Annotated in this window: 14 protein-coding genes; 11 read left to right on the forward strand and 3 right to left on the reverse strand. The window is 37.6% G+C overall.

Annotation, left to right across the window (positions count from 1 at the left end; translation table 11 throughout):
* Window positions 1-115 precede the first annotated feature (115 nt).
* From SOLCA_RS22430 to SOLCA_RS13155, 3 genes are all read left to right on the forward strand, one after another.
* Window positions 116-1879, forward strand: a complete 1764-nt coding sequence (locus SOLCA_RS22430) for a tetratricopeptide repeat-containing sensor histidine kinase (protein ID WP_169313292.1) — start codon at window positions 116-118, stop codon at window positions 1877-1879.
* A gap of 2 nt (window positions 1880-1881) precedes the next feature.
* A complete protein-coding gene (locus tag SOLCA_RS13150; RefSeq protein ID WP_014680949.1) occupies window positions 1882-2514 on the forward strand; it encodes a response regulator in 633 nt (210 codons plus the stop codon).
* 89 nt (window positions 2515-2603) lie between these two features.
* A complete protein-coding gene (locus SOLCA_RS13155) occupies window positions 2604-3485 on the forward strand; it encodes a polysaccharide deacetylase family protein (RefSeq protein ID WP_014680950.1) in 882 nt (293 codons plus the stop codon).
* Between the two features lie 277 nt (window positions 3486-3762).
* Here the strand turns inward: SOLCA_RS13155 and SOLCA_RS13160 are convergent, their stop codons facing one another.
* Both SOLCA_RS13160 and SOLCA_RS13165 read right to left on the reverse strand, forming a co-directional pair.
* Window positions 3763-5385 carry an amidase gene (locus SOLCA_RS13160; RefSeq protein WP_014680951.1) on the reverse strand — a complete coding sequence of 541 codons (1623 nt, stop codon included), beginning with the start codon at window positions 5383-5385 and terminating at the stop codon, window positions 3763-3765.
* 445 nt (window positions 5386-5830) lie between these two features.
* Window positions 5831-7180, reverse strand: coding sequence for a deoxyguanosinetriphosphate triphosphohydrolase (locus tag SOLCA_RS13165; protein ID WP_014680953.1), 1350 nt, complete (start codon window positions 7178-7180; stop codon window positions 5831-5833).
* A 207-nt stretch (window positions 7181-7387) separates the two neighbouring features.
* Here SOLCA_RS13165 and SOLCA_RS13170 point away from each other — a divergent pair, with 207 nt between their 5' ends.
* The 8 genes from SOLCA_RS13170 to SOLCA_RS13210 all read left to right on the forward strand — a co-directional run bounded on the left by SOLCA_RS13170 (window position 7388) and on the right by SOLCA_RS13210 (window position 16305).
* Window positions 7388-7783: a DUF3370 domain-containing protein gene (locus SOLCA_RS13170; protein WP_245536784.1), complete on the forward strand. Its 396-nt coding sequence runs from the start codon at window positions 7388-7390 to the stop codon at window positions 7781-7783.
* Between the two features lie 169 nt (window positions 7784-7952).
* Window positions 7953-9836 carry a sodium:solute symporter family protein gene (locus tag SOLCA_RS13175; RefSeq protein ID WP_014680956.1) on the forward strand — a complete coding sequence of 628 codons (1884 nt, stop codon included), beginning with the start codon at window positions 7953-7955 and terminating at the stop codon, window positions 9834-9836.
* 14 nt (window positions 9837-9850) lie between these two features.
* Window positions 9851-11200, forward strand: coding sequence for a GDSL-type esterase/lipase family protein (locus SOLCA_RS22910; RefSeq protein WP_081479998.1), 1350 nt, complete (start codon window positions 9851-9853; stop codon window positions 11198-11200).
* A 13-nt stretch (window positions 11201-11213) separates the two neighbouring features.
* The gene (locus SOLCA_RS13190) at window positions 11214-11888 is read left to right on the forward strand and encodes a GDSL-type esterase/lipase family protein (protein ID WP_014680958.1); all 675 of its coding nucleotides are present in this window, start codon (window positions 11214-11216) and stop codon (window positions 11886-11888) included.
* Between the two features lie 9 nt (window positions 11889-11897).
* Window positions 11898-12833, forward strand: coding sequence for a DUF4434 domain-containing protein (locus SOLCA_RS13195; protein ID WP_014680959.1), 936 nt, complete (start codon window positions 11898-11900; stop codon window positions 12831-12833).
* Between the two features lie 106 nt (window positions 12834-12939).
* A complete protein-coding gene (locus tag SOLCA_RS13200) occupies window positions 12940-14139 on the forward strand; it encodes an AGE family epimerase/isomerase (RefSeq protein WP_014680960.1) in 1200 nt (399 codons plus the stop codon).
* Between the two features lie 68 nt (window positions 14140-14207).
* Complete coding sequence (locus tag SOLCA_RS13205) at window positions 14208-15083, forward strand: alpha/beta hydrolase (protein ID WP_014680961.1); 876 nt, start codon at window positions 14208-14210, stop codon at window positions 15081-15083.
* 118 nt (window positions 15084-15201) lie between these two features.
* A complete protein-coding gene (locus SOLCA_RS13210; protein WP_014680962.1) occupies window positions 15202-16305 on the forward strand; it encodes a glycoside hydrolase family 10 protein in 1104 nt (367 codons plus the stop codon).
* A gap of 363 nt (window positions 16306-16668) precedes the next feature.
* Here the strand turns inward: SOLCA_RS13210 and SOLCA_RS13215 are convergent, their stop codons facing one another.
* Window positions 16669-18132, reverse strand: a complete 1464-nt coding sequence (locus tag SOLCA_RS13215) for a DUF5009 domain-containing protein (protein WP_014680963.1) — start codon at window positions 18130-18132, stop codon at window positions 16669-16671.
* Window positions 18133-18140: the final 8 nt, after the last annotated feature.

The raw sequence follows: 18140 nt of genomic DNA on the forward strand, positions 1-18140 counted from the left end.
TCAGAACCTGATGATCATATCCGCTTTAACTAACACGTTTACAAAAAAAACAGGGAATAATCTGCTAAGTAGCTATCATAGTTGTTTACTGGTACTGTTATTTATTGCGAATAATGTGATTGCTAGTACTAAAATCCCACAAAAAGTTGATGGTTTAATACAAGAAGCAACCTCAAAAGAACAAAAGGGAAATTATAATGAAGCAATAATCTTTTATAAAAAAGCGCTTACTTCACTGCAAAAAAATCAGTCGGCAGAAACAGGGAAAATCTATTTTCTTTTGGGCAATAACTTTTTTTACCTGGGACAAAGCGATTCATCTATCAACTATTATTATAAGGCATTAGCGATCGGAGAAAAACTTAACAATGCTGAAATATTAGCCCGCTCGCATCAGGGAATAGGGAGTATTTATCATGAACAAAAGAAATATGCTGAAGCTTTATTGGAGCGTACCAAGGCTGTTCAGTGGGCTCGCTTAGTCGCTAATAATCCAAGTGTGCTTTCCTCTACATTGGTAGCTCAGGCTTTAAGTAATTTTTGGCTTAAAAATTATACTAAAGCCATGGAAATTTACCAGGAAGTTATTCCTATTGCGCTTAAAATCAATGATTATAAATCATTACGGACAGTTCACATGAATATCGCAGCTATTCATTTAGAATTGAATATCAGGAAACCGATTCTAGGGTATATTAATAAAAGCCTGTATTATTCGGCATTAATGAAAAATCCTTATTATGATTGTGAAACTAATATGCTGGTCGGGATTTTCTACTGGCGTTTAGGCGAACCAGAAAAAGCTATTGCGCAGTTAAAACAGTCTGTTAAAATGGGCAAAAAAATTAATGCCCGTTCGCATCTAAAAAGAGTTTATGACTCATTGGCTGTGATTTATACTAGTAAAAACGACTACAAAGAGGCACTGCATTATTTTAAGCAATCAGCGTCATTAAAAGACAGCATCCAAAGTGAAAAAACGCTAAAACATATAAAAGAGCTGGAGGTTAAGTATCATTCAGTACAAAAAGATAAAGAACTAGCACAAAAACAGTTAATTATTGCTCAAAAAGATCTGCAGTTAAAGCAAAAATCAAAGTGGATTCTTATTCCGGTTATAGGCATTGTTCTTCTGACGATCATATCTGTTTTCATCTTCTTCTATTATAAGAATAAGATGAAGTTTCATCAACAAACATTAATGCTTTTAGAAAAGGATAGAGAAATTAGTTTACTTGAAGCGATGATGCAGGGTGAAGAAACTGAACGGGGGCGAATTGCACGCGATTTACACGATGGTATTGGGGGCCTGCTTTCAGCAGCGAAGATGCAATTTAGTGTACTTAAGAACACAAATGGTACTACCAATCATAAAGCAGAATTTGAAAACGGCCTGCACTTGTTAGATGAGTCTGCCAGTGAAATACGTAAGACTGCGCACAATCTACTTCCTGAATTATTAAATAGATTCGGACTAGAAGAGGGTGTTTTTAATTACTGCCAGCGGGTTAGCACCAATAAGCTCCGGATAGATTTTGTGTGTATGAGTGAAATTCCACGTTTGAAGCAAAGTTTTGAATTAACCATTTACCGGATTATTCAGGAGTTGGTTAACAACTGTATTAAACATTCGGATGCAAGAGAAGCCTTGGTGCAGTTGAGTTGTTATCAGAATTTTTTGGTAATTACTGTTGAAGACAACGGAAAAGGTTTTACCTACCAATTAGGACAAATGGATGGAATTGGGTTGGATCAAATCCATTCAAAAATTAACTCTGTAAATGGTAACATTAAAATAGACTCAACGGAAAAAGGAACTACCGTTTATATCGAATTTGATATTGAAAAATTACTGATTACTAAAGAAGATATTAGCTAAAAATGATAAAGGTTGCGATTGCAGATGACCATATAATGGTTATTAATGGCTTAAAGATGATGTTGGAAAATAATTCGAACATGGAGGTTATTTCGAGCAGTATCAATGCCCGTGAATTATTAGAAACGCTGATTTCGGTACAGCCTGATGTACTATTACTTGATATTCAAATGCCCGGTATGAGTGGTTTGGATCTTTGTCCGATTATTACTAAACAATATCCATCGATCGGCGTGATTGCGCTTACCAATTTTGAACAATCTCATTATGTAAAGCAAATGATCAGAAATGGGGCAATGGGCTATTTACTCAAAAATACTGATCAGGAAACGTTAATTGCAGCTATTGAAGCTGTTCATAATGGTCAACAGTATATTGATCAGCATATTCAGAAACTATTGCTGGAAGAAAGTATTTCAGGACGTAAAACTTCTATTTATGAAATCCCTCTTACCAAACGTGAGAAAGAAATATTGAAATTGATCGCCGAAGAAAAAACGAACCAACAAATAGCCGACTCTCTTTTTATAAGCTTGCGAACGGTTGAGACTCACCGTTTAAATCTTACGCAAAAACTAAATATTAAGAATACGGCCGGGCTTGTAAAAGAAGCGATAAAACGAGGGTTAATTTAGTATCCAGTTTTGCTTTATTTTTAATTATTCAGGATGTCTTTGCTTTACAAGCTTTCATTCTTTTAATTTGCAGCGTTTACGAACGCATTATGATCAAGAAATATTTAAGTTATATATTATTATCAGGAACTGTACTTTTTTACACTTCTTGTCAACAAAATAAACCAGCTAAAGAAGTAAAATCAGGCTCGGATTCAACAAGTACAACTGCTTCTACAGATTCAACCTCCTCGTCTGCACCTACCGATAATACCGGAAAGAAACCTGCAAGTGTTGCAGAAATATTGGCCCGTAAAGAAGTTCCTATTCTTTGTTACCACCAAATAAGAGATTGGAAAGCTTCGGATTCAAAAGTTGCAAAGGATTATATCATTCCGATAAATGCTTTTAAAGCGCATGTTAAAATGCTTGCCGACAGTGGCTATCATACGGTTTTACCAGATCAAGTGTATAATTATTTGGTTTATGGAGATCCGCTTCCTTCAAAACCGGTGATGCTTACCTTTGATGATACAGACGACGATCAATTTGTTGTAGCAAATGAAGAGTTAAAAAAATACGGCTTTAAAGGTGTTTATTTTATCATGACCGTTTCTATCGGTCGCCCGAATTACATGACCAAAGATCAGATTAAGCAACTTTCGGATGAGGGCAATGTAATTGGCAGCCACACTTGGGACCATCATAACGTAAAAAAATACCAGGGTGATGATTGGGTAAAGCAAATTGAGAAACCAACCAAAACACTTGAAACCATTACAGGAAAGAAAATCGAGTATTTCGCTTATCCGTTTGGCTTATGGAACAAACCTGCTTTTCCTGAGCTAAAGAAACGAGGTTTCAAAGCTGCGTTCAGCCTTGCAGATAAAAAAGACCAGGATGATCCGTTGTTCACGATACGCCGCATTATTGCCAGTGGATATTGGAGTGCTAATACCCTGAATAAAGCGATGAATAATAGTTTTCATTGATTTTTGTAGCTATTGGCTTTTAGTTTTTAGCCGTTAGCACTTAGAAGTAGATATAAATAGAGGTAGCCTTCGCTGCCTTTGTTCATTTATGCAGGTTTCTTTCAAAAAACAAAGTAATCTGTAACGAATAATCAGTTTTGAAAAGATTGGCAAGCAGCATTTAGTAATTAGCCAGCTTATTGGCATTATGCATTTAATATAATTTACAAATCAAAGGCAGCTTAGACCGTTTTCTTTTTTAAAAGCTAACCGCTAACAGCTATTGGCTAACAGCTAACTAAACCAAAAAAGATTTCTTATACTGAGGAACAGTTCTGTTTTTAGAAGCTTGTTCATAAGCATAGCCAATACCAATCAACGTTGATTCGCTATAGGCTGGTCCAAAGAATGACAAGCCGATTGGTAAATCATAAACCATTCCACAAGGAACAGTTATATGTGGATAGCCACTTACTGCGGCCGGCATCGTTAAGAATACATTTCCCCAACGATCACCATAGATCATATCAATGCTGCAGGCCGGTCCCATTGTTAAACCGCAAATTGCATCCAGCTTGTTTTTCTGCATCACTTCGTCAAGTAGTTCTTTTACACCGACGTGTGTTTTTTCCAATGCTTCTTTGTATTCTTTAGAATCCAGGCCGCCTTTTTCTTCCGATAATTCAAGTGTTTCCTGTTTAAAATAAGGCATCGCCTTATCGGCATTCTGTTTATTAAAAGCAATCACCTCTTTTAACGATTTCACTTTTGCATTGCTTTTTGACAAGTACTTATTTAAACCAGCTTTAAATTCATACTGCATTACTTTAAACTCTGATTCTCCCAATGAATGAATTTTATCTAAGTAATCTATTTCGACAATTGTGGCGCCTTGAACCTTTAGCAAATCAATAGCTTTTTTTAGCAACGCGTGCATAAACTGGTTATCTCCCTGAGGTTTCTTTTCAATGCCAATTCGCTTTCCTTTAAGAGCATTGGCATCCAAAAATTTAGTATAATCCGTATGAAAATGCCCATTACTTTCATTAGTTATAGAATCATCCGGATCAATTCCTGTTAAAGCGCCAAGCAAAATAGCAACGTCAGTAACTGTCCGTGCCATAGGCCCTGCGGTATCTTGAGTATGCGAGATGGGTATGATTCCCGAACGACTCAACAATCCAACTGTTGGCTTTAACCCAACAACTCCATTGGTAGCAGCCGGACAAGTTATGGAACCATCGGTTTCAGTTCCAATAGCCACCACACAAAGATTAGCCGAAACGGCTACACCCGAACCGGAGCTTGAACCACAAGGGTTATGATCGATGATATATGGATTTTTGGTCTGCCCGCCCCTGCTGCTCCATCCAGAGCAAGAGCTCGTCGACCTGAAATTGGCCCATTCACTTAAATTGGTTTTGCCTAAAATAACAGCCCCTGCAGCCCGCAACTTTTGAATGATGAATGCATCTTTAGCAGCAATATGACCTTCCATCGCTAAAGAGCCGGCAGTCGTTTGCATTTTATCGGCAGTATCAATATTGTCTTTTATCAACACCGGAATCCCGTGCATCGGGCCCCGAACCCTACCTGCTTTTCGTTCACCATCCATTTGCCTTGCAATAGCAACTGCATCCGGATTCAACTCAATAACTGCGGTAAGCCTAGGTCCGTTTTTATCGATTTCATCAATACGTTTCAGGTAAAGCTCCGTTAACTGCTCAGCGGTATAAACACCGTCCGCCATCTTCTTCTGCAAACCTTGAATGGTTTCTTCGTTTAAAACAAATGCCAGCAAATCGTCTATAGCCTGTTTTTCTGGTGCTGCAGTTTTATTTGAATTACAGGAAGTTGAAAGCAAAGTGCTTAGTCCGGCTGTAGCAAGCGTTCCTTTAGTGATGAAATCTCTTCTTTTCATTGGGTTAGATCGATGATGATTAATCAGGCATAATCTACTACAATTTTAGATTTTTTGAAGAGTGTTAGAGGGAACTGCAAGTATTGTTTCTAAAGAAATTTAAAATAATCTGTAACGAAAAGATGGTTCTGCATACTTACTCTATGTAAAACTTAAAGAAACAACATTATGAAAACATTAATCGCAACCATCGTTTTATCAATTGCATCAGTAGTAGTTGGAGCTTACGGCCCTAAAGACAAGGCTCAATTGGAGGAAACAGTGCGCATTATCAGATTGAACTAAATACCTCTCGATTCATATAACGATGAGCACCTCCTTGTGGGGTGCTTCTTTTTACAAGAATCGTTTGCTAATTGCTGCTGGACACAAACAGATGCTTCGTGCCTCAGCATGACAAAGTATGCTGATACACTGATTTGTAATCATTAAAAAGCAGGTAAAACTAATCAATCCGTGGGAACGAAATACCTTTGATTTTACGGTATAGCTCTACCGCATACAAATCGGTCATGCCAGAAACAAAATCCAACACGCACTGTATTTTATCATACGTATTGGTACTTTTCGTGATGAATTGTTTAGGAATAAGCTCGATCAATTTCTTATGATAATGAGTTGTATTTTGTAGAAAGGCAGGCACAAATTCTTCCAACAAACCACCCATCACTTTATAACCTGCAATTTCAATTTCTACAACAGATGGGTAATTATAAATACGTTGAATGGATATCCGTTCAATTTCTTTTAAAGTAGCTTTTAAAGGATCCTCTAATGCATCTACCAAGCTCTTGTTAAAATTGCCATTCAACAGCACCTCTTCATTTTTCAGAAACACCTGCGAACACGCCCAGATCAATGCACTGATTGCTTTAGCCCTTAGCAGACTAATTTTTGCATCTGTATCTTCTATCCCTTTTAAACGGTCGGGTAATCCCGGATCATTACAAAGCTGTAAAAGCAACTCTTCAACTTCTTTGTACGAAAGTATTTTTAACCGATGTGCATCTTCCAGGTCGATAATGCTATAACAAATATCATCAGCAGCCTCAACTAGGTAAACTAAAGGGTGTCGTTTATAAACCAGCGGATCATCCTGCACTTTTATCAACAAAAGCTCATTGGCAATCTTTTTAAAAGCCTCTTGCTCTGATTGGAAAAAACCATATTTCTTGGTATAGATGTTTGTCTTATCGTGTCCGATGATTGAGGCACAAGGATACTTAGTAATAGAAGCCAGCGTAGTATAAGTTAGGGCAAAGCCTCCATCGCCTTTTCCATTATAAGGATGAATAAGCGTACGAAGTGCATTAGCATTTCCTTCAAAGTGCGTCAAGTCGGCCCACTGATCAGCTGTAACCTGATGCTCAAATAATTGCCCCTCACCTGCTGTAAAATAGCTGGAAATAGCCGATTCTCCGGAATGCCCAAAAGCCGGATTGCCTAGATCATGCGCAAGGCATGCTCCCGAAACAATATTCCCAATCTCACTTAAGAAAGGGAGCTTTTGATCAATATCAGTATCTTGCTTTAATTTCTGATCATAAAAAATACGACCTAAAGAACGGCCTACACTAGCAACTTCTAAACTGTGGGTTAATCTATTGTGTACAAAAATGCTTCCGGGTAACGGAAAAACCTGTGTTTTATTCTGTAATCTTCTAAATGGAGATGAAAATATAAGACGATCATAATCGCGCTGAAATTCTGATCGTGCCTCAATCGGACTCTTAGTAGCCCTATCTTCATATCCCCAACGTTTAGCCGACAGCAATTTGTCCCAGGTCATTGTCATACTGCTCATTTTTTAAAATGTAAAGGTAGTTTTTAAGGCTGAGTTTGAAAAAAGTCATTGCTGCTGTTTTCTTATTTAATTTTATTCAAACCTTAATTTTAATTATTAATATTTATTATATTTTATTTTAAGGTAATAATATAATTATATGAATCATCAGAAGTAGTTGCTGAAAATGATCTGTACATTCCGGCAGCAGCAGCACATATCGGATTTGCATTAAATACATCCGACAAGTTTTATCCCACTGTTGAAAATCATAATGCCGATGCATTAATGACCTTACTTGGAGCAGCTAAATCATATGGCAACTACGGACATAAATACAATGTAAAGTTTCACTTGTATAATAATAACTCAACCAATAAAACAGTGAAATTATACCTAGCGTCAAACTCGGTTGATGCTACCAAAACAAATGCAACATGGAACGGAGCAATAAAAATGAACGGATCGGTGGTTAATGTGTATACCACGCTAAATGCACCTCGTCAGCAACGCTCAACATGGACTGTTCCACCGGGTCTGTTCAACGTTACCCTCGACTTTTATGTACCCGGAATGATAACTTCTAATCAACAACTAATTTTCGAAACCAATTAAAATGAGCGGGTTAATCCCGCTCTTCTTATTTATTGCCTATACTTTTATTTTCGTATCTGGAATAAAAACAAAACATTTTAATTTTTTTATTAACTATTTTATTTTTATTAAAAAATATTTTTAATTTCACCGCTGTTATAAAATAAAAAGAATTCAACCATCCATTATAATGAGTTTACATACCATCGACATTGCCATTATCGGCCTTTATCTTTTCCTGACACTGTTCGTCGGGTTTTACATCTCTCAAAAAGCTTCCAAAGATTTGCAATCCTATTTTCTCGGTGGCAATAATATTAAATGGTATTATTTAGGTTTATCAAATGCTTCAGGAATGTTTGACATTTCGGGCATCATGTGGACTGTTTCAATTCTGTTTGTTTACGGATTGAAGAGTGCCTGGATTCCTTGGTTATGGCCGGTTTGGAATCAGGTTTTTGTATTTGTATTCCTGGCAGCCTGGATGCGTCGGTCAAATACGATGACAGGTGCACAATGGATAACGTTCCGTTTTGGTGAAGGCCGAGGTTCTACCCTCTCGCATATCATTATTGTAATCTTTGCTGTTATTAGCGTTATCGGCTTTATCGCCTATTTCTTTGAGGGTATTGGCAAATTCACCACTACCATACTTCCATGGGATCTATCCACCGATATGTTCGGTTTTCATCTTAGTTCAGAACACGCATACGCCTTAATATTATGTGGTATTACTACTGTTTATACCATTAAAGGTGGTATGTACAGCGTGGTAGGTACTGAAGTTGTACAATTTGTTATCATGACCATTTCATGTGTGGTTATTGGTTTTATCGCCTATAACTCAGTAACTCCAGAACAAATAAACGCGGTTATTCCTGCAGGCTGGAAAGATTTGTTCTTCGGCTGGCATTTGAATCTCGATTGGAGCAATACTCCTGTACCAAATGTGAACAATAAAATTGGTCAGGATGGATTCGAGATGTTTGGTTTATTATTTATGATGATGCTTTTCAAAGGTATCTTCTCAAGTTTGGCCGGACCAGTTCCGAGCTATGATATGCAGCGTGTATTATCAACTAAAACAGCTGCCGAAGCTTCTAAAATGAGTGCATCAACAATCCTTGTTCTTTATATGCCTCGTTATTTAATGGTTGCTGCCTTCGCTGTATTAGGATTGGTTTATATCGGTCCTGAATTAGGAAAAATGGGAGCTACCATTGATTTTGAAAAAATTCTTCCGGCAGCTATTCAAAAGTTCGTTCCGATCGGCTGGAAAGGACTATTATTAGCAGGTTTATTGGCTTCATTCATGGGTACATTCTCTGCCTTTGTTAATGCAGCGCCTGCTTATATTGTAAACGACATTTATAAAAAGTATATCAATCCTGATGCAAGCCAAAAGAAATATATACGTCTAAGTTATGTAGCGTCTATTGTATTGGTAATTATTGGTGTTAGTGCAGGTTTCTTTACTAAATCATTAAACTCGCTTACTTTATGGCTTACCTCTGCTTTATATGGTGGTTATGCAGCTGCTAACGTATTAAAATGGATTTGGTGGAGATTTAATGGCTACGGTTATTTCTGGGGAATGTTAGGCGGATTAATTGCGTCAACTACTAAATTATTCCTATTCCCTGAAATTGTAGATATCTATGTTTTCCCTATTATTCTGCTTTGTTCATTCATCGGTTGTTTCCTTGGAACGTTCTTAACAGCTCCGGAAGACGAAGAAACCGTTATGAATTTCTACAAACAAACCCGTCCATGGGGTTTCTGGGGACCAATAAAGAGAAAAGTAATGGAAGCAGATCCTTCATTCTCTCCTAATAAAGACTTTAAACGTGATGTATTTAATATTTTAGTGGGTATCGTATGGCAAATGAGCCAGGTGGTTATCCCTATCTATTTCATCCTCAGAGAAAATTATCATTTAGCAGTTTGGGCTGTCGTATTCTTTGTTACTACCTGGTTATTGAAAAAATACTGGTACGACAAACTCGACGAAACCGAAAACGCTAAAAAAGAAGCAAATGTTAAATTGGTTGACGAAAGCGTTCCCGTAAATTAATGCTTAGGTGTAAAATGAAGAGTACATTGTTAATATCGGCGGGAATTTTGTGTTGTAATTTGGCTGCCCGGGCTCAACAACCGGTAGCGGCCAAGTTCGACACTACTTTCCATACCACTTATTACGATCAAAAACGTTCATTATTCGAACTGTTGCCAGACACAAAAAATGAAATCATTTTTTTAGGAAACAGTATTACTGATATAGGTGAATGGGCAGAGTTATTTCAAAATCCGAGTGTTAAAAACCGTGGTATTTCTTCAGATATCACGTTCGGTGTAATTGATAGATTACCAGAGGTCCTATCCTCTAAACCAGCCAAGATCTTTTACATGATCGGCATTAATGATATTGCTAAAAATATTCCTGATTCGGTTATTTTGGCTAATCATCAGCGCATTGTTTCTATCATTAAGCAACAATCTCCTACTACCAAAATTTACATTCAGAGCCTTTTGCCAACAAACAACGAATTTATTGAATTTAAAAGGCATCAAAATAAAACAGAGCATATTATTGCTGTTAATGATGGCTTACGTGAATTGGCAAAAAGAGAACAGGTTACATTCATCGACCTGTATCCTAAATTCATAGATGAAAACGGAAAGCTGGATAAAAAATATACCAATGATGGTTTGCATTTAAAAGGCGCAGGCTACATCAAATGGGTAAACATTTTAAAGGAGTTGAATTACTGCTGTGATGACACTCCAACCTCGGCAAACGTTTCTGTGTCTGTTTCTTCTGATGTGAATAGAATTGATACCAGTTATGCCAACTCACATTACCGTCAGCGACTGGAATTCTTTAAGCACTTACCTAACACTAAAAATGAAATCGTTTTTCTGGGTAACAGTATTACTGAAATGGGTGAATGGCAAGAGCTTATTCCTAATAAAAATGTAGTTAATCGCGGTATTAGCGGTGATGTTACCTATGGCATTTATGCTCGTTTGGATGAAGTACTCGCATCAAAACCATTAAAACTATTCTTAATGGATGGTGTAAACGACATCAAACGCGGTACGCCTGTTCAGGCTATTGCCGACAATATTCAACGCATTATTGAAAAAATTCAAAAGGTATCTCCTAAAACTAAAATTTACCTTCAAAGTACATTACCTGTTAATGAGTCTGTTAAGAGTAGTGCATACGTGAAGGTTTCAAATGAGAAAATCCAGGAGCTAAATGAGCTGCAAAAAAAACTGGCGAATCAGCTTAACATCACTTACATCGATGTGCAGCACGTTTTATCAGACAGCTTTGGCCAGTTAAAGCGTGAGTATACCTCAGACGGAATTCATTTAGTGGAGATGGGTTATGTGTATTGGGTTAACTATCTGAAAGAACAAAAATATTTATAGCATACGTAACGTAATGAAAAGATCTGTATTAACATGTTTACTTTCCGCTGCTACGATATGGGCTTATGGGCAAGAAAAGCCCATTGACAGCAGCTACGCAAATTCACACTATTTGCAACGCTTAGAACTTTTTAAGCAAATGCCTAATCAAAAGAATGAGATTGTTTTTTTAGGAAATAGCATTACAGAGCAAGGTGAATGGCAGGAGCTTTTTCCGGGAAAACCAATTGTAAACAGAGGTATCGGTGGAGACAATACCTTTGGTTTATTTGCCCGACTGGACGAAGTTTTAGCATCAAAACCGGCAAAGATATTCTTGCTAATTGGTGTTAATGATTTAGGAAGAAATCTTCCTCAAGCAGTGACGTTAAACAATTATCGTCGCATTGTGGGAAAAATCAAGAAAGAGTCGCCTAAAACGCAGTTATATATCCAGAGTATTCTTCCGTTAAATGAAGAAATTCTTAAATATCCTTACATGAAAGGCAAAAACCCGCAGGTTTTAGCTTTAAATGAAAAATTGGTTGAGCTTGCGAAGGAGTTCAATGTACCGTTCGTCAATGTTTTCAGTGTATTTGCTGATGATAAAAATGAGCTTAAAAGTGAGGTTACCTTGGATGGAATTCATTTACGACAAGCTGCTTACTTACAGTGGGCCAATTACTTAAAGAGCAATAATTATTTGTAAAAGATAACGATGAAGATTACAGGAACTTTTTTGGATGAAATATCGCATGATATTCCACATCAGAACTGGGGCAGAAAAGAATGGGATGCCGATTTTCAACACATGAAAAATGTTGGTATCGACACCGTTATTTTAATACGGTCGGGATACCGGAAATTTATCACCTACCCTTCTGACTATTTAATAAAACAGTATGGCTGCTATCAACCACCAGTTGATCTTGTAGAACAGTTTTTGGAGTTGTCAGATAAGCACGGCATGAACTTCTACTTCGGTTTATATGATAGCGGACATTATTGGGACAGCGGTGATATGACTACCGAAATTGACAGTAATCGTCATGTGATTGATGAAGTTTGGCAAAAATATGGCAACCATGAAAGTTTCAAAGGTTGGTATCTGAGCATGGAAATCAGTCGCCGCACAAAAGGTGCCATCGAAGCATTCCAAAAACTTGGACAACAGTGCAAAGATGTAAGCGGAGGGCTTCCTACTTTAATTTCACCATGGATTGATGGTAAAAAGGCCGTTATGGCAGCTTCAGGGCAGTTAACCAAAGCGGATGCGGTTTCATTGAAGGAGCATGAATCGGAATGGAGTGAAATTTTTGATGGAATTAAAGGTGTTGTTGATGCAGTAGCTTTTCAGGATGGTCATATTGATTACCATGAATTGCAAGACTTTTTTGAGGTAAATAAAAAGATGGCGGACAAGTTCGGTTTGCAATGCTGGACCAATGCTGAATCTTTTGACCGTGATATGCCGATAAAGTTCTTGCCTATCAAATTTGAAAAACTAAGATTAAAACTAGAAGCAGCCAGAAAAGCAGGTTATGACAAAGCGATAACTTTTGAGTTTTCGCATTTCATGAGTCCTCAATCATCTTACTTGCAAGCAGGACATCTATATAATCGCTATCAGGAATACTTGAAAGAACTACTATAGTATTTGATTAAAAATCAATGCTTTATAAACGCAAACAATAAAGCAGGTTTTACCATAACAACGAGTTATGCAGGCCACGCCTTTGACTCAAAAAAACTAAAAAAATATGCAATACGCAGAACTATATAAAAATGAACTATTAGAAAACGTTATTCCGTTTTGGTTAAAACATTCTAAAGATGAAGAGGACGGAGGATTTTACACTTGCCTTGATCGTTTCGGAAATGTTTACGACACCGATAAGTTTGTTTGGCTTCAAGGCCGTGAGGTATGGATGTTCTCCATGCTTTACAACAATGTTGAAAAGCGTGCAGAATGGTTAGAAATGGCCGAACATGGTGCCAAATTTCTTAAAACTCATGGCAAAGATGATGAAGGCAACTTCTATTTTTCATTAACTAAAGAAGGAAAACCGTTAATTGAACCATACAATATCTTCTCTGATTGTTTTGCGGCAATGGCATTCGGAGCTTTGCATAAAGCCTCTCCAAATCCTGAGTATGAAAAATTAGCCCGCGATACGTTTAATAATATTGTGGCACGCCAATACAACCCTAAAGGAAAATGGAGTAAAGCTTATCCTGGAACCCGCAATTTGAAAGGTTTCTCATTACCAATGATCTTATGTAATCTTTCATTGGAATTAGAGCATATCCTTGGACCTGATAAAGTAAATGAATTTCTGCCAACAGTTATTCATGAGGTTATGGAAGTTTTCTATCAGCCTGATAAAGGACTTATTCTGGAGAATGTCTATGAAGATGGTTCGTTCTGCGACTCATTTGAAGGCCGATTATTAAATCCTGGTCATACCATTGAAGCAATGTGGTTCATCATGGATCTGGCTGTTCGTATCAATGATAAAAAGCTTATTGATCAGGCTATCAAAATTACCCTACGTACCCTTGAAAAAGGTTGGGACAACGAGCATGGAGGCATCTTCTATTTCCTTGATGTAAACGGACATGCGCCGCAACAGTTAGAGTGGGATCAGAAACTATGGTGGGTACATATAGAAACTATGATCACTCTTGCAAAAGGTTGGAAATTAACCGGAAATGCAGAATGTGAACGTTGGTTTAAAATCGTACACGATTATACATGGAAAAACTTCAGAGATGCTGAGTATGGCGAATGGTTTGGTTACCTGAACCGTCAGGGAGAAGTTTTATTAAATATGAAAGGTGGAAAATGGAAAGGTTGTTTCCACATTCCGAGAGGATTATATCAATTATGGAAAATCTTCGAAGACTTTAACCACGAAGTAGCTGACGAACAACAGTCCGTTTTAAATTCAGCCTCTTAATTTTGTAGCGAAATGCAGTTTTACACTGTTATTCCGTTAAAATGATTAAAGAATCTAATTAAAAAAGAATGAAAAAGTACCTATTACTGCTGTTTGTATCGGTAATTGCCTGTAAATCATTTGCACAGGCAAGATTTAATGTTGTTGAATATGCTGTAAAAAATACAGATACGCTTTGGATGCACCATTATAAACCAAAAGTTAGCAATGGTATCTCCATTTTATTTGTTCATGGAGGAGGATTTGAGGGTGGAAAACCTATAAACCAAGCCCCATTCGCTGAAAAAATGCAGGATTTGGGATACAATGTTTTTGTAATAAAATACCGTTTACTACAGGCAGGAAGAGGTTTCGGTTGTGATATTCCAACCCCTGAAAAATTAAAAGCCATCAGAGCAGCAATTGAAGATGCGGCTGATGCAACAAAATACATTGTAGCACATGCACAGTCTTTTGCTATTGATCCTTCAAAGATTTTCGTATCAGGAAGCAGTGCAGGTGCCGAGGTTGCTTTACAAATCGTTTACAATCCATTCGCAAAGGCTGATAAGGAGCGGTATGCTTTTTTTGACACATTTAAGTTTAAAGGCTTAATGTCATTTGCAGGAGCTGTAGTAGATATTAACCTGGTAACTAAAGAAAAATCAGTTCCGATGCTGCTTGCCCATGGTTCAAACGATCAGGTTGTTCCTTACGGAACCGCTCCGCACCGCATGTGTAATGCTACACAGCCAGGTTGGTTAATGTTCTTTGGAGATAAAACGGTGTATGAAAGAGCAGTGATTTTAAAAATTCCTGCAGTATTATATACTTATACAGGTGCAGGACATGAAATCGCAAGCTTTATGTTCAATGAATTTGCTGCTATGGATGATTTCATGAAAAAAGTAACCAAAGGTGAGACATTAAAAACTCACGAGATCATAAAAAAAACTAAGTGGTAGCAAACTTAGAGGAAATAATTAGTTAAATACTCTTATTAGTCAATTAGGTCAATCCGAGGCCATCTCGAATACCCTTCTTTTCGGAGAGGGGTTACGGGATGAGTTAACAAAAAGTTCAATGAAGAGATTATTTGTATGCTTACTATTGATAGTTCAGGGCCTTGCGACTAATGCTCAAAATGCTCAGCAACAACCTGAACCCATTAAAGGCGTTTGGCTAACAAACGTAGCAAGTGAAGCTTTAAATTCCCGGGAAAATATCCGCTCTGCTGTTGAGCTATGTGTCCAATCTGGCATCAACAATATTTACGTAGTTACCTGGAATAGAAGCCGCACCTTATACCCAAGTAAGATCATGAAAAAGGAATTCGGTATTCCAATCATGGAAAAGTTTGCAGGCAGAGATCCACTAAAAGAAGTCATTGAAGAAGCTCATAAAAAAGGAATTAAAGTGCATGCCTGGTTTGAATTTGGGTTTTCGAGTTCTTACAATGAACAAGGTGGAATGATCCTCAAAAAGCATCCTGAATGGGCTGCTATTGATCCGGATGGAAAACTTGTAAACAAAAACAAGTTCGACTGGATGAATGCTTTTGATCCAAAGGTTCAAAACTTTATGCTCTCACTAATCCTTGAGGTTGTTAAGAATTATGATGTGGATGGTATTCAGGGTGACGATCGTTTACCGGCCGTTCCTTCTCTGGCCGGATATGACAAATACACAGTTTCACTTTACAAGAAAGAACATAACGGACAAGAACCTCCTAAAGATTATAAGGATGCCGCATGGATCGACTGGAGAGCTAACCTGCTCAATCAATTCATGAAACGCTTGCATGATAAAGTAAAATCTGCTAATCCTAAGGTATTGGTTACGATGGCTCCAAGTATTTTCCCATGGAGTAAAGAAGAATACTTGCAAGATTGGCCTACATGGGTTAAGAACGGCTGGGTTGATTATATCATTCCGCAGGTTTACCGTTACAATATCAAAGCGTATGCTGAAACGTTGGAAAGCAATATCAGTTATATGCCTGAAGATAAGCGTTGGATGTTTTGTCCGGGCATTTTGCTTCAGGTAGATAGTCACACTCCGCAGGGAGATTTCCTGCAACAGATGATTGATGAAAATAGGAAGTTGGGATTTAAAGGTGAGGTTTTCTTCTTCTTCGAAGGCTTAAAAAAGCACCCTGATTTCTTCAAGACCTACAAAAATAAGTAGCATACGATTGGAAGTCTTAATTGCACTATTTTATGGGCGGACACAAGGTGTTCGCCTTTTTTTTACCTCATCCCCGGCCCTTTTCCTCAAGGAGAAGGGAGCGCTCGAAATGGCCGCATGGAATGGCTCAAGTAAAAACTTATCCGAGCGCTCGGAATGGCTTTATTAAAAACTTGCCCTAAGAAACTAAGAGGGTGAAACGCTCGGAATAGCATCGGTAGAAACTTATCCTAAAGAAATTAAGAGAAGGTATCGCTCAGAATAGCTTAAGTAAAAAACCTAAAGAAATAAAGAGGATATAAAGATGTAATAGCACTATCGTAAAAGTCCCACTCCTTTAGGAGAGGGACTTAGGGTGAGGTCTTATGTTCTCCAGAACCAACCCTTCTTAGTGGCAAATGAAGCAGTTGCTATTACTAAAATGGTAACAGAAAAAGCCCTTATAATTGCTAAATAAGGATTAATTGCTTTCAGGCTTTCAAACAAATCGGAAATATGAGTAATGGTAAAAATTGGGACAATAAAGAAACCGGCTGCTACATAGGCAACCATTGGGTTTTGACCACATTGAATCAGCGATTTCCATAGAATATTGTTCTTTACAAACTGACAAATAATGTCGAGCAGAATGTAGGTAAAAAACGCTAGTCCGCTGCTAAGGAACCAAAAGCTAAATGATGAAGGATCTTTCTTAATACCGCCTTCATAAGCTTCAAACGCTAGTCCTAGCAATACCCAAAATGTACCCCAACCAAACAGGATTTTATAAAGCTCCTCTTTTGCATTTGCAGGCGTTTTAAGCAACAAAGTACCACCAATACACAAAACTACATCGAGACCCAATGTTAGAAGGACCTGACGCGTATAAAGCCCGTACAGGTTAACAACTAAAAATGAAAAGCAAATCAGACTAAGTAGTACTGAACGAGTTTTATTTGACTCGGTAATTTTAGTTTTAGGTTTGAATGAATAAATAATATCACCCATAATAGAACCTACCAGTACAATGTTCAAATACTTCAAAAAGGCGAAATTATAAAACCAGGAAATTGCAGGATGAAAGTTCCATACCGCCTGATTCCAGCTTCCTTCAATATCATGAGTTAATCGCATCGCTGCAAAAAAAGCAAGAACCCCTATCCTAGCTAGCCAGTTCTTACGCGTGCAAATCCATATTAATGAGCCGATCAAAGCCATATTCGCTAAAACCAACATAATAATATCTGATTTGCCCTTGCTGAATTTAGTATCAGTAAAAGCGGTGTGCAGGCCAATAATAGTTGCTATGATCAAAAAACCGGCGATACGTAAGGCATAAAGCTTCCATTTCTGTTCAAAAGAAAAACGCATAAACACCAGGAAGAAACATCCAAAAACGATTACCCCACTGATCATATTTATCCATTGACCTTCGGCAGTTAAAGAAAATGGCTGAGCATTACGTAATACAATAGCGAAAAACACCAGCAATGCAAAACGCTTTAATACATTTAAAATAACACCTTTTTGATCCCCTTCCTGTATTTTCTTATTCATTGCTAAAGGAAAAGCGGCTCCCATTGAGAACAGGAAAAAGGGAAAAACAAGATCAACCCAAGTGATACCCGGAACTTCAGGAGTATATTTAAAGTCGGGCGGACCAACTTGTCCATGAAACATGTACCCCGGCCATAAGGCTTCATGAGGAAAAACTCCTGAAAAAACCATTCCTATTATGGCCAAGCCACGCAAAGCATCAAGTGCAAATGACCTTGGGGCTTTATCGATTTGTGCTTTTACAAAAGAAGCCTCTGGTTTAGAGGCTTCAATTTCAGTTATATAAGTCATTGGTTTGA

Origin of the sequence: Solitalea canadensis DSM 3403 (assembly GCF_000242635.2) — a bacterium.
Classification (GTDB): Bacteria; Bacteroidota; Bacteroidia; order Sphingobacteriales; family Sphingobacteriaceae; genus Solitalea; species Solitalea canadensis.

Coding starts and splice junctions, on each gene's coding strand:
- SOLCA_RS13150 (WP_014680949.1), top strand. CDS start 1,882: ATGATAAAGGTTGCGATTGCAGATGACCATATAATGGTTATTAATGGC.
- SOLCA_RS13155 (WP_014680950.1), top strand. CDS start 2,604: ATGATCAAGAAATATTTAAGTTATATATTATTATCAGGAACTGTACTT.
- SOLCA_RS13160 (WP_014680951.1), bottom strand. CDS start 5,385: ATGAAAAGAAGAGATTTCATCACTAAAGGAACGCTTGCTACAGCCGGA.
- SOLCA_RS13165 (WP_014680953.1), bottom strand. CDS start 7,180: ATGACAATGACCTGGGACAAATTGCTGTCGGCTAAACGTTGGGGATAT.
- SOLCA_RS13175 (WP_014680956.1), top strand. CDS start 7,953: ATGAGTTTACATACCATCGACATTGCCATTATCGGCCTTTATCTTTTC.
- SOLCA_RS22910 (WP_081479998.1), top strand. CDS start 9,851: ATGAAGAGTACATTGTTAATATCGGCGGGAATTTTGTGTTGTAATTTG.
- SOLCA_RS13190 (WP_014680958.1), top strand. CDS start 11,214: ATGAAAAGATCTGTATTAACATGTTTACTTTCCGCTGCTACGATATGG.
- SOLCA_RS13195 (WP_014680959.1), top strand. CDS start 11,898: ATGAAGATTACAGGAACTTTTTTGGATGAAATATCGCATGATATTCCA.
- SOLCA_RS13200 (WP_014680960.1), top strand. CDS start 12,940: ATGCAATACGCAGAACTATATAAAAATGAACTATTAGAAAACGTTATT.
- SOLCA_RS13205 (WP_014680961.1), top strand. CDS start 14,208: ATGAAAAAGTACCTATTACTGCTGTTTGTATCGGTAATTGCCTGTAAA.
- SOLCA_RS13210 (WP_014680962.1), top strand. CDS start 15,202: ATGAAGAGATTATTTGTATGCTTACTATTGATAGTTCAGGGCCTTGCG.
- SOLCA_RS13215 (WP_014680963.1), bottom strand. CDS start 18,132: ATGACTTATATAACTGAAATTGAAGCCTCTAAACCAGAGGCTTCTTTT.